This window comes from Gordonia sp. (in: high G+C Gram-positive bacteria), from assembly GCF_047602025.1.
Taxonomy (GTDB): Bacteria; Actinomycetota; Actinomycetes; order Mycobacteriales; family Mycobacteriaceae; genus Gordonia.
Window position 1 is genome coordinate 2903096 of the sequence record NZ_JASGII010000001.1, and the last position, 12204, is coordinate 2915299.

Genomic DNA, 12204 nt, shown 5'->3' on the forward strand with positions numbered 1-12204 from the left:
CCGGTAGTGACTCAGTCCAGGAGTGCCCGCATGGTGGGCAGGCGCTTGACCTCCGGGCCGTCCATCCACTCGCGCAGGACCTTCGTGGCCCACACGTCGTCCTCGTTGTACTGCAGCAGCCGCACGCGCTGCGACTCGTCGGGAACCCTTCCGTCCAAGCCGACGGCGGCGGCGTACCAGTCCATCGACGCGGCACCGTTCGCCTCGTCGTCGCGCCAGTGGAAGCCGGCGACCGGAGCGACGCGCTTGAGTCCCTTGCCCTTCGGGCAGTAGAAGTTCGAGGACACCGCCGCGTAGACGTCGACCCAGTGCGGCGACGCGATGAACTCCTCGACCTCGGCCTTGGTCGGAATACCCGGCAGGCCGGCGAACCGCTCGGCCGAACCACGCAGCCACCGGTTCTCCGCCTGTTCCGAATAGCAGTAGGCGGCGAACGTCTTGCCCGACGCCAGTGCGTCCGCCATCTCCTCGTGCAGCCAACGCCAGAAGGCGGCGAAGGACTCGGCCTCCGCCGTCGTCGGGAGCGGCCGCCACGTGACGAACGGCCGGTAGCGCACCGGGCGATTCGGATCGGTGCGGTCGGTGAGCAGCGTCCCCCACAGGTACGCGCCGTCCTCGCCGAAGCTCTCCATGTCGACGTCGACCTCGACATCGGCGCGCACCACCGGCGTCGCCTCCGCGCGGCGCACCATGAGGTCCCCGGTGCGGTGACACCGCGCCGCCGCGACGGCTTCCTCGAAGGAGCCGGTGCGCCACTCGGGCGGCTCCACCCGCGGGTCGGCCGCGGCCAGGTCGGCGATCGTGAAGATCCCGTAGCCCCGCAGCGCGTCGGCGACCATCCCGTTGACGACGAGGCTCACATCGTCGCGGGCGATCAGCTCGGCCTCGCACTGCGGCCACCACGGGCAGTCGCGGCACTCGCCGACCCGACTCGGATGGGTGGGCACCCGCTGGTCGACGATCGCCAACCGCTCGTCGGTCAACGCCGCGAACTCGGCCCGGGACGACCCGACGTCGACGACGGCGATGCACTCGGCATCCATGCCGATCACCCCGGCCCGCCACTGGCCCGGGCCGCGCTCCCCCGACAACCCGGCCGCCGCCAACATCTCGGTGAGGTGTTGCAGGCGCTGGGTGTCCCGGCGATTGGGGCGCATGGTGCGCGTCGCGTCAGGTTGCGGGAACCAGGTCCACAGCGGACTGGTGGTGATCGTGCGGGGCGCCGCGTCGCCGTCGGCGCCGTTGCCGTTGGGCTTGCCCGCCGACCGGGTGACGCGGTGGTTGACGACGATCACCGGGACGTAGCCGATGCCGTCGTGTACTAGGAGTTCGCTGTGCCCGCGGCGGCGGCCGGCGACGTCGTCGGGCAGCGTGGCGTTCCAGATCCACCGCACCCCGCGGGCCACGGCGACCATGGTCTGGGCCACCCGCTCGCCGCGCGGGCCGTCGGGGATGGCGACGAAGGTCGTCTGGCCCTCATCGCTGTGGAGCGCGGCCAGCAGGTCACGGACCCGCTCACGGTGCAGGGCAGCGGCCTCCTTGCGGCGCGCGACCTCCGGGGAGTCCTCGTCGACACCGAATCGACCGGCGGCGGGGGCGTTGTCGAGGGCGAGTTTGTGGGCGCACCCGGAGAGGTCGCGGGCCGTCAACAGGACGCCCGTCGGACTCCTCGTCGCGGTGCTCACCGCTGCCTCGCTCTCACAATGTTCAACGTATCCGATGGGTCTGACTCCGATGCGCAGGTGACCGGCGACAACGCCGCCCGTCATGCCCTAGGGTTGGCCCCATGGGATTGTTCTCCGGCAACGACCAGACCCGGGCCGAGCGGAAGGCCGCCAAGAAGGCGCGCCGCGCCGACGCCAAGGCGGCCACCAAGGCGGCGAAGAAGCGGGCCAAGTACGAGGCGAAGTACGACGCCAAGGAGCGTCGCGCCGAGCGCAAGCGCCAGGAGCGCGGCGGCAAGCGCGATGAACGTCGCAGCGCGAAGCTGTCCGACCGCCAGCACAAGCGCGAGGTGCGCGCACAGACCCAGCAGGCCAAGCATGAGTCGAAGGCCGCGGTCGCCGACGCCAAGGTGCAGACCGCCAAGATCGAGGCGGCGGCCAACAAGAAGAAGCTGACCCGCAAGAACGCCAAGCGCGTGCTGTCGGTGGCGCAGATCGTCGCCCCGATCGCCGCACCGATCGTCTACCGCGGCGGGGTCGTGGCACGGGAGAAGCTGCACGACTACCAGGCGTCGAAGCACGGCGTCGCCCCGGAGACGCTGCGCCAGTTCACGGGCAAGGGCGCCCCGCTGGCCGCCCGGATCGCGACGACGCGGCAGTCGCTGCGCAGCCTCACCATCACGGACACGAGCACCGATTCGGTCGACTTCGCCTCGGCGATGGACGCCCGGCTCGACAACCTCACCGTCGCCGTCGACGCCGCCGAGTCGATGACCCCGAGCGCCCGCAAGAACGCGCACCGCGCGATCGGCAACGAGCTGTCGGCCATCGACGCCGACATCCTCGCGCGGCTGGGCGTCGCGACGCACTGATCGCGCCGAACAGGTGGACCGAGCCGCGGAGTTCGAGGATCAGCGCCCCCGGCTGACCCGACTCGCGACCCGCATCCTCGCCGACCCCGTCGAGGCGCAGGACGTCGTCCAGCAGGCCTGGCTCCGGCTCGACGGTTCGCCCGCGCAAGTCGACAACCTGCCCGCCTGGCTGACCACCGTGACCAGCCGCCTGTGCCTGGACCGACTCAAAGCGCGGATTCCCGTTCCGGCCGAACCGGACGACGGCCCGACCCCCGACGCCGGTCCCGCCGACGCGGCCGTCCTCGGCGACGAGGTCGGCGACGCCCTCGGCCTGGTCCTCGACCGACTGACCCCGCCCGAGCGGATCGCCTTCGTGATGCACGACTCCTTTGACTTCGACTTCCCCACCATCGCCGCGGCCCTCGACGTCGCACCGGCCACCGCGCGCAAGCTCGCCTCGCGCGGGCGCGCCAAGGTCCGCAACGCCGATGCCGTCGGCGCGATGGCCGACCGCGAGGTTGTCGACGCGTTCATGGCCGCCGCCCGCGGCGGAGAGTTCGACCGCTTGATCGCCGTGCTCGCCCCCGACGCCCGGGTGCGCGCCGACGACGCCGCGATTGCCACGGGCACGCCCGAGCGGCTCGACGGGAGCCGCGCCATCGCCGGGTTCTTCAACGGTTCGGCACATGCGGCGCTGCCGGCGATCCTCGACGGGCGCCCGGTCTACGCCTGGTTCCTGCGGGGCGAACCGATGGTCGTCTTCGACTTCGACGTCACCGGGGGCACCGTCGGGGCGATCACGTTCCGCGCCGATCCCGCCGTGCTCTCCCGCGTCACACGTCGACCCGCCCGCTCGTCATAGAGGTAGGGGCGGAGCGACCGCCCTCGGACGAGAGGATCGACATGAAGACGATGACGTGCCGCCAGCTCGGCGGACCCTGCGACCAGCCCCACCGCGGCGAGAGCGCCGACGACGTGATCAAGGCGCAGGACCGCCACCTCAAGGAGGCCGAGAAGGCCGGCGACGCCAGCCATCAGGAGGCCCGGGACGAGATGAAGGCCCGTTGGCGCCACCCGCGCAAGTCGATGGGCTGGTACCGCGACGCCAAGAGCGCGTTCGCCGCCCTGCCCGAGGAGTAGCGGTGGTCGAGTGCCCGCCGAGCCCGCGAGGCAGGTGTATCGAGACGATCAGGCCGTCAGGATGCCGCTGTAGGACGTGCACTGCTTGCCGTCGACCGCGAGGCGGCAGAGGCGGAACTGCTTGCCGGTGAACCCGGGCAGTCGGCTCCACTGGCCCCACAGCAGCGGCGAGCCGCGGTGGGCGATGGCGAGGCGGCGCCACGGGGTGGCAGCCGGGTCCTTGGCGCGCTTGCGGTACTTCACGTTGCGCTGCTCCAGCACGACCGGGCGCGAACCGCCGTCGTGCTGCAGGGTGTACCAGCCGTTGTCCGGCGACAGCAGCGTCACGGCGAAGGCGGTGCCGTACCAGTCGGCCATCTTCATCGAGGCGGCGTCGTGCGGAGCGGGCACGCCCGGGACGGCGGGGGCTGCGACGGCGGGAGCGGCCAGGGCGGCACCGGCGACCGCGGTCGCGGCCACGGCGGTGCCCAGTCGGATCATGAGGTTCGTCATGGTTGGTAAACCTACCGTCCCGGGAGGAACTTCATGGCCTCCATGGCCTTTGGCGTCAATTTGAGGAAGACGCTTTGCGGCACGCCGGGCATGCCGTCGATGCCGATGACGCGCTGCTCGGCGACGGTCTGCGGCTCGGTGTACTTGAGCAAGCCCTCCTCGCCGTGGCGCCGGCCGACACCGGAGATCCCCATGCCGCCCATCGGTGCCGCGGTCGAGCCCCACGCCGCGGCGTAGCCCTCGTTGATGTTGACCGTGCCCGCGCGCAGCTGGTCGGCGATGGCGTTGGCCTCGCGACTGCTGCCGGCGAAGACGCTGGCGTTCAACCCGTACTCGGTGTCGTTGGCGAGCTTGATCGCCTCGTCGACCGAGTCGACCGGGTAGATGGCGACGAGCGGCCCGAAGGTCTCCTGCCGGTGGCAGATGGCCTTGTCGGTGACGTCCGCCAGGACCGTCGGCTCGAAGAAGAACGGGCCCAGGTCCTCCCGACGCTTGCCGCCGGCCAGGACCTTGGCACCGTTCTTGACGGCGTCGTCGAGGTGTTCCTGCACGGTCTCGACCTGCGCCGCCGACGCGAGCGAGCCCATGTCGACGGAGAAGTCGTAGGCGGCGCCGAGCTTCATGTCGTTCACGAACGCGGCGAAGCGCTTGGTGAACTCGTTGGCAATGCCCTTCTCGACGTAGATGCGCTCAATCGAGATGCACAGCTGACCCGAGTTGGAGAAGCACGCGCGGGCCACGCCGGGCACGGTCTGGTCCAGGTTGGCGCCATTCGTGACGATCAACGGGTTCTTGCCGCCCAGCTCGGCGGAGAAGCCGATCAGCCGCTTGCCGGCCTGTGCGGCCAACTCCGAGCCGGTCTGCGACGAACCGGTGAACATGACGTAGTCGGTCTGCGCGACGATCTCCTGGCCGACGATGCGGCCCGGGCCGGGCACGACGGCGAACAGTTCGCGCGGCAGGCCGGCCTCATAGAGCAGCTCGGCGGCCGACAGCGCGCAGTACGGGGTCTGGCTGTCCGGCTTGATGACGACGGCGTTGCCGGCCAGCAGGGCGGCGAGCGCGTCGGAGACGGCCAGCGTCAGCGGGTAGTTCCACGGCGAGATGACCCCGACGACACCCTTGGGCTGGTAGCGCACACGCACGTCGGTGGCGCCCGGGATCATGCCCTTGGCCTTGTGCTCGGCCAGCGTCGACGGCCCGCTGTTGGCGTAGTGGCGGGCGGTCAGCGCGACGTCGAGGACTTCCTCCTGCGCGTACTGCCGCGCCTTGCCCGACTCGGCCTGGACCATGTCCATGAGCTTGTCGGCGTCGCGGTGCACCAACCGGGCAAAGGCGAAGAGGACCTTGGCGCGCTCCTTCGGCGTGCGCTGCGCCCAGCCCTGCTGCGCGACGCGGGCGGCGGCGACGGCGGCCTTCAGGTCGTCGGCGGTGCCGACCGGGATCTGGGCCAGCTCGGTGCCGCTGAAGGCCTCCAGGATCGGGCGCGTCTTGCGCTTGGCCTTCGGGTCGATGGCGATCAGCTTGTTGAGCCGGTCGAAGACGGCGGCGGACGGTGCGGGCATCGTGAGTCTCCTCGGTTGCGGGATCAGGCGTCGGCGGCGACGAGGACGATGCCGTCGGCGTCGGAGTACAGGGTGTCGCCGGGGGTGAACGTGACGCCGCCGAACTCCACGGGGACGTCTCGTTCGCCGGCGCCGGTCTTGCTGGACTTGCGGGGGTTGGTGCCCAGGGCCTTCACGCCGATGTCCATGCCGTCGATGGTGGCGGCGTCGCGGATGGCGCCGTTGACGACGATGCCCACCCAGCCGTGGACGCGGGCGCGCTCGGCGATGAGGTCACCGACGAGGGCGGTGTGCACCGAGGCGTCGCCGTCGACGACCAGCACGCCGCCCGGGTTGTCCTCGCCGAGGACTTCTTTGAGCAGCGCGTTGTCCTGGAAGCAGCGGACCGTCGTGACGGTGCCGACGAAGGTGTCCTTCTTGCCGAAGCGGCGGAACTGGGTGTCGCAGCTGCGCACGTCCTCGCCGATCTCGTCGACCAGGTCAGCGGTGGGGGTGAACTCCGGAGCTCGACTCATGAGTGAATCCTAACCGCCGATTACTCGCGCGTGGTCTCCGGCGTCGACCGCGGCCGGATCAGCGGAAACGGCAGCGACTCGCGGATCGAGCGGCCGGTGATCAGCATGACGATCCGGTCGACGCCCAGGCCCAGCCCGCCGGTGGGCGGCATCGCGTATTCCAGTGCGCGCAGGAAGTCCTCGTCGCACTCCATCGCCTCCGCATCGCCGCCGGCGGCCCGGCGGGACTGCTCGGTGAGGGTCTCGCGCTGCGCGACCGGATCGGTGAGCTCGGAGTAGGCGGTGCCCAGTTCGACGCCCCAGGCGACCAGGTCCCACCGCTCGCAGACCCCGTCGATCTCGCGGTGCGGACGCGTCAGCGGGGAGGTCGCCGCGGGGAAGTCGTAGTAGAACGACGGCAGCTGAGTCGGCGCCTCCACGAACCGCTCGTACAGTTCGTCGACGATCTCCGCCGCACCCCACACCGGTCGCACCGCGACGCCGTGCCGGTCGGCGATCGCGCGCAGCTCCCCGACGCCCGTGCTCGGGGTGATGGTCTCGCCGACGGCCGCGGAGACCGCTGCGAACACCGACGCGTGGGTCCAGTCGCCGGAGATGTCGACGCGGCGCATGCCGCCCGTGCCGTCGGGCCGCAGCACCACCGGTTCGCCGTGCACGGCGATCGCCGCGGCCTGGATAAGTTCCCGCGCCAACTGCGCCATGTCCCGGTAGTCGGCGTGGGCGCGGTAGGCCTCGAGGCTGGTGAACTCCGGGTTGTGGCTGAAGTCGACGCCCTCGTTGCGGAAGTTCCGGCCGATCTCGAAGACCTTCTCGACACCGCCGACGCACAACCGCTTGAGGTAGAGCTCGGGGGCGATCCGCAGGTACAGATCGATGCCATAGGCGTTGATATGCGTCCGGAACGGCTCGGCGTTGGCCCCGCCGTGCACCGGCTGCAGGATCGGCGTCGACACCTCCAGGTAACCGCGGCTCGCCAGATGATCACGCAGCGCGCCGACGACCCGCGAGCGCGCGACGAGCAACTCGCGCGCGGCCGGGTCGACGGCCAGCTCGAGGTAGCGCTGGCGCACGCGGGCCTCCGGATCGGCCAGGCCGCGCCACTTGTCCGGCAGCGGGTGCAGGCACTTGCCGAGCATCCGCCACGACGACGCCAGCACCGACTGCTGCCCGCTGTGCGAACGCCCCGTGCGACCGACGACGCCGACCAGGTCGCCCAGGTCGATGTTGCGGGCCGGGTCGGCCGCGCCGTCCGGCAGAACGCCCGGCTCGAAGACCACCTGGGTCTGGCCCGACCAGTCGTGCAGGTCGAGGAACACGACACCGCCGAAGTCCCGCATCCCGGTCACCCGGCCGGCCACCACCACGGGGGTGTCGGCGGGCGCCGCGTTCGCCTCGGCCACGGTGTGCGACGGCCCTTCGCCGGCGCCGCCGACCGGATACGGATCGATCCCGGCGGCGCGCAATTCGTCGACCTTGGCCAGCCGCACGCGGACCTGCTCGGGTCGGCGGTGCGCGGTCACCGGCTGCGCCTGCGCGGCAAGTTCGGCGATCAGCGCGTCGACGTCGACGCCCGGGGGCACGGCCGACTCCTCCGGCGGGCCCGGCTTCGGCCGCCCCGCCAGCCGGGGCAGCTTCAGCCAACCCTCGGTGACGAACGCCGCCGTCCCGACTCGGAGAATCGCGCGGCCGTCCTCGAACGCCAGGAAGCGGGGCGTCCAGTCCGGCCGATACTTCGCGTTGGACCGATACAGCGATTCGATCTGGAAGGAGCGCGAGGCGACCGTCAGCACGCCGTGCGTCGCCCGCACCACCGGTCCGACGCCGATCCGCTCGCCCCGCTCGAAGAACTCCCGGAACGCCGCGAAGTTCAACGACACCTTGGTGACGCCCACCTCGTCGGCGCACTCCAACAGCTCGGCGACCATGAGCTCCACGATGCCGTTGCCCGCCGTCCGGTCCCGGCGCATCACGTCCAGCGAGGCGCCGGTGGATCCCCACGGCACAAAGGACAGCATCCCGACGGTCCGCCGATCGGGGCCGTCGGCACCGACCTCGGCCTGCACCAGGAGACAGTCGCCGTCGAGTGGGTCGCCGAGGCGGCCCAGCGCCATGGCGAAGCCGCGCTCGGAGTCGGTGTCGCGCCACTCGGCGGCCAACCTCTCGATCTCTGCCATATCGGCGGGCGGTATGTCCCGGTGTCGGCGCAGGCGCACGGTCATGCCGCTGCGGCGGGTGCGCGCCACTGCGTGCCGGACGTTGCGCATCTCGGGGCCGCGCAGCGTGAAGGATCGCGGGTACAGGATCGACTCGTCGCCGATGCCCAGCAGACTCAGCCCGGCCCGCTGATAGACGGCTGCCCCGCGCTCGCTGACCCCGACGGCGGACGGATGCCAGCCGTAGCGCTCGCAGACGTCGAGGAAGGCTGCGACGGCAGCGGGCCACGACTTCGGGTCGCCCACCGGATCGCCGCCGGCCATGCCGACGGACACCTCGACGCGGTACGTGATGGCGGCACGACCGTCCGGGGAGAACACCGCCGCCTTGTCCCGACGGGTCGAGAAGTACGCCAGCGAGTCGTCCTCGCCGTAGACGTCGATGAGCGCCCGGATCAGCTTCTCGTCGGTCGGCGTCATCAGCCCGCGCAATCGCTGCGACCGGAACAGCACGACCGTCGCCGCGAGCATCGCCAGCGCGCCGAGCAGACCGAGCAGGGTGTTGATCGGTCCGGCGGCGTGGTGTCCGTCGAAGGTGTGCTGGTCGATGGCCGCAAAGGCGACGACCCGGTTCGCCGCGTAGGCCAGCCGCTCATCCCGGGCAAGGTTGCGCGGGAAGAGTTCGACCAGGCCCCAGCCGAGCAGCGTCGCGAGGGCGAGGCCGACCAGCAGGGTGGCGAGCGCGGCGAACACGGCGCCGCGCCGCACCCGCGTGTAGAACTGGCGTCGGGTCAGCACGAGGAAGCCGAGCGCGACCAGATCGATGCCCAGGCCGACTGCCGCCGCGAGGCGATCGTTGTGGGTCAGTTCCCCGGCCAGCCACGCGGGGGCGGCAGAGGTCAGGACGAGGATGTTGGCGACCGCGTAGGCCAGCAGATAGCCCACGGCGATCCACCACGCCACGCGCTTGCGGTGCCCGAGGGCGATGGCCACCAGGACCAGGACGAAGGCCCACGCGAAGCTGGTGTCCGGCCAGGTGATGACGTAGCCGTCGATGAACTGCCGCGGCACGTGCAGCAGGTGGCGGACCCGCTCGGACACCGACGAGAGCAGGGACAGGGTGGCCAGGGTGCCGACGATCAGCGAGGCGATGTGCGGGGCGCCGCCGCCGAACCGCGGGGCGCGCCCGGCGGGGCGCGGGGTCGGCGTCGGGGTCACGCGTTCACGGTAGTCCTGCGGCCGAGAATTAGACTGTCGACATGGACGAGGTACCCATCGACAGCGAGAAGATCAAACTCGGCCAGTTCCTGAAGCTGGCGAACCTGATCGATTCGGGCTCAGATGCCAAAGGCGTGATCGCCGACGGCCTGGTCCGGGTGAATGGCGACGTCGAGCGTCGACGGGGCCGACAACTCGTCGACGGCGACGTCGTCGAGTTCGCTCAGTACTCGGTGAAAGTGGCGGCGGCCGGGGCCGACGGTTAGCCCAGCGCCAGCGTCTTGAGCTCGGCGGGCGTCACCAGGCGTTCGGCCGACTCGGGCAGACGGCGGGCCGCGATGGGGCGACGGGCCTGACCGGCGGCAAGGCTGACCAGGCGGGGGCGCTTGTTGTCTCGACGCGATGAAGGCGACATTCCGGGGCTCCGATGATGCGTAGCTACTGATGAGTACGCAATTCAGAATAGCAAACCTCTGGTTCCCGGGCAGCCCTCGACGAGGAGGCTTTCGTCACTACCGGCGCGCGGCCGTCGAGTCGTCGGTCAGAGCCGGTTGAGGTAGTTGTGCGCCCACTGGGTCGCGGTCACACCGGGCTTCACCTGGAAGGTCGTGTAGCGGCCGTGCGCGCCCGAGCGCAGGAACTGCCAGAACGACGTGATCTGCTGGCGCGCCTTGGCGTTGGACAGCTCGCCCACGATCGCACCCGGTCCGCCGACCGTCAGAAGCTCGCCCAGGATCGCAGCCGCCTCCCCGCCGTAGGCGAGGATCTGCTGCGGGTTGGGGTTGCTGACTTCGGCGAGGAACCCCACGATGCGGGTGATGTAGTAGTCGCGGGGGACGTTGCAGTACATGTCGCCGGGCTCACAGATCGTGTACACCTTGTGGCTCACCCGGCCGAAGCCGTTGAACCGGGGACCGCCGCTGCCCTGGCCGTTCAGCCGCGGGCCGACGAGCTGGTCCCGCGCCGAGCGGCGCGGATCGGCCAGCAGCACGACGCCGGCGATGTTCTCCGGGCGCAGCGGCGACAGGCCGGTGCCGACCTCGGAGGCGAGGTCGCCGGCCGCGTCGGCACCCTGGCTGTACCCGGTCAGCGCGACCTTGGTGCCCGGGCAGCGCCGGACCATCTGCAGCGCGAGACCGCGGGCGTTGTTGACGCCCTGCGCCTTCGACGCGCCGTAGTTGCGCTTCTCGACGAAGGGGAAGGCGCTGCGCGCGTAGCCCACGTAGTCGACCTTGGCGCTGAGGCCGTCGGTCACCGCACCGAGGAGGCCCGGTCCCTGCGCCCAGGTGCCGGCCAGGCCCAGCACGTACAGGTGCGGGCAGGGGGCGGCGACGGCGCGCGGCGAGGCGACGGCGCCGCTGACCCCGGTCAGGGCGGCACCGGCGAGGGCGGCCGCGGCAACAGCGGTTCGACGAGACACGCCGAGCATGGCGGTTCCTCCAATTGACTACTGATCTGTGATACGGGCGAGATCCAGAGTCTATCCGGGAACCGGACAATCTGCGCAACTTAAGCACCACTACACCGCAGCAACCTCACGGTTTACTACGGTCACAGCCGCCTCGGGCGCTACATAACGATCTGTTTGGGCGGGACGATCGGCTTGGGGATGCCGACTTCGTCGAGCATCTCCCGCATGTCGATCTCGATCGACCGGCTGATCTGCGTGATCGGCACATCGTTCGCGCTGCCCTCGAAGGGGTTGACCGCCGCCTCACCGACCGTCTCCAGCGTGTGGAAGACACCGCAGACGATCGCCGACACCGGGATGTTCAGCCAGATCGTCTTGCCCGCGAATGCCGTGCCGTCGCCCATGTGCGCGATGGGGTCCATCAGGCCGAACGGGGCGAGCGCGACGAAGGCGAACATCAGGTACATCGCGATCGACGCGAAGTTGCGCGGGTAGGGGAAGTTCTTGATCCGCTCGGCCATGCCCTGGTCGTCGGTGAGCTTGGCCAGGCTCTCCTGCAGGTCCTTCCACTGCCAGTCGTTGATCGCCCCGGCGGCGCGCAGTTCACCGAGCTGCTGGGACTGCATCGCGATCAGCTGGGTGGCCCGGTTTGTCTTGTGCTTGACGTAGCGGAAGTCGTCCTCGGACAGGTACGGCATCAGCTCGACGTCGCGATCGGTGGTCCACTCCGGGACGTCGTAGGTGCGGGCGCGGTAGCGGCGGAACCACTTGAGGTGCTGGTTCTCCCACTCCCGCGGCTCGCGCAGTTGGAAGCGCAGGGCCGTCAGCCACGCGAAGTGGCGGTTGAACATCGTCTTCACCGCGTCGTCGCGCTTGCCGCCGGCCGAGTCGCGCAGCGTGTACGCGAAGCTGCGGCTGTCGTTGACGATCGAGCCGTAGATCTTGCGCGCCTCCCAGAGGCGGTCGTAGCTGGCGTTGTTCTTGAAACCGACGATGAACGCCAGCGCGGTGCCCAAGATCGCGACCGGCTCCCACGGGATGGACAGGAACGTCCAGCCGAAGACCGCGTACAGCACGGTCGGAATGGAGACCAGCACCATGATGATCAGGGTGCCGTTCTGCCGCCAGGCCAGGAACTCGGCCAGCGAGTAGTTCCTACCGATGTGCATAGCGGCTCACTCTAGTCAGCACG

The 12204-nt window shown here is 70.4% G+C and carries 12 protein-coding genes; 4 read left to right on the top strand and 8 right to left on the bottom strand.

The genetic code is table 11. The features are described from left to right. Positions 1-11: 11 nt before the first annotated feature. Positions 12-1685 carry a TM0106 family RecB-like putative nuclease gene (locus QM728_RS14560; RefSeq protein ID WP_415032720.1) on the bottom strand — a complete coding sequence of 558 codons (1674 nt, stop codon included), beginning with the start codon at positions 1683-1685 and terminating at the stop codon, positions 12-14. A 101-nt stretch (positions 1686-1786) separates the two neighbouring features. Between QM728_RS14560 and QM728_RS14565 the strand changes: the two genes are divergently transcribed. From QM728_RS14565 to QM728_RS14575, 3 genes are read left to right on the top strand one after another with little or no spacing between them, the layout of a single operon-like run. After that, on the top strand, positions 1787-2536 hold the full coding sequence (locus tag QM728_RS14565; protein ID WP_415032721.1) for a DUF6474 family protein: 750 nt from the start codon (positions 1787-1789) through the stop codon (positions 2534-2536). 13 nt (positions 2537-2549) lie between these two features. After that, entirely contained in the window at positions 2550-3380 is an 831-nt protein-coding gene (locus QM728_RS14570; protein ID WP_415032722.1) for a sigma factor, read from the top strand. Between the two features lie 41 nt (positions 3381-3421). Continuing rightward, positions 3422-3658, top strand: a complete 237-nt coding sequence (locus QM728_RS14575; protein WP_415032723.1) for a hypothetical protein — start codon at positions 3422-3424, stop codon at positions 3656-3658. Positions 3659-3706: 48 nt separating this feature from the next. On the opposite strand, the gene QM728_RS14580 is transcribed toward QM728_RS14575, so the two are convergent. The 4 genes from QM728_RS14580 to lysX are packed head-to-tail and all read right to left on the bottom strand — an operon-like array spanning position 3707 to position 9601. Next, entirely contained in the window at positions 3707-4150 is a 444-nt protein-coding gene (locus QM728_RS14580) for a hypothetical protein (RefSeq protein ID WP_415032724.1), read from the bottom strand. An 11-nt stretch (positions 4151-4161) separates the two neighbouring features. Continuing rightward, positions 4162-5715 carry a succinic semialdehyde dehydrogenase gene (locus tag QM728_RS14585; protein ID WP_415032725.1) on the bottom strand — a complete coding sequence of 518 codons (1554 nt, stop codon included), beginning with the start codon at positions 5713-5715 and terminating at the stop codon, positions 4162-4164. A 23-nt stretch (positions 5716-5738) separates the two neighbouring features. Then, positions 5739-6230 (bottom strand): ribonuclease E activity regulator RraA, encoded by a 492-nt coding sequence (rraA, locus tag QM728_RS14590; RefSeq protein ID WP_415032726.1) that lies wholly within the window; start codon positions 6228-6230, stop codon positions 5739-5741. 20 nt (positions 6231-6250) lie between these two features. Then, positions 6251-9601 (bottom strand): bifunctional lysylphosphatidylglycerol synthetase/lysine--tRNA ligase LysX, encoded by a 3351-nt coding sequence (gene lysX / locus QM728_RS14595; protein WP_415032727.1) that lies wholly within the window; start codon positions 9599-9601, stop codon positions 6251-6253. 41 nt (positions 9602-9642) lie between these two features. Here lysX and QM728_RS14600 point away from each other — a divergent pair, with 41 nt between their 5' ends. Next, positions 9643-9867 carry an RNA-binding S4 domain-containing protein gene (locus QM728_RS14600; RefSeq protein WP_415032728.1) on the top strand — a complete coding sequence of 75 codons (225 nt, stop codon included), beginning with the start codon at positions 9643-9645 and terminating at the stop codon, positions 9865-9867. Here the strand turns inward: QM728_RS14600 and QM728_RS14605 are convergent. From QM728_RS14605 to QM728_RS14615, 3 genes are all read right to left on the bottom strand, one after another. Beyond that, positions 9864-10016, bottom strand: coding sequence for a hypothetical protein (locus QM728_RS14605; protein ID WP_415032729.1), 153 nt, complete (start codon positions 10014-10016; stop codon positions 9864-9866). The two genes, QM728_RS14600 and QM728_RS14605, sit on opposite strands and share 4 nt — an antisense overlap. Before the next feature lie 126 nt (positions 10017-10142). Beyond that, positions 10143-11030 carry a cutinase family protein gene (locus QM728_RS14610; RefSeq protein WP_415032730.1) on the bottom strand — a complete coding sequence of 296 codons (888 nt, stop codon included), beginning with the start codon at positions 11028-11030 and terminating at the stop codon, positions 10143-10145. Positions 11031-11170: 140 nt separating this feature from the next. Next, on the bottom strand, positions 11171-12181 hold the full coding sequence (locus tag QM728_RS14615; RefSeq protein ID WP_415032731.1) for a bestrophin family protein: 1011 nt from the start codon (positions 12179-12181) through the stop codon (positions 11171-11173). Positions 12182-12204 lie beyond the last annotated feature (23 nt).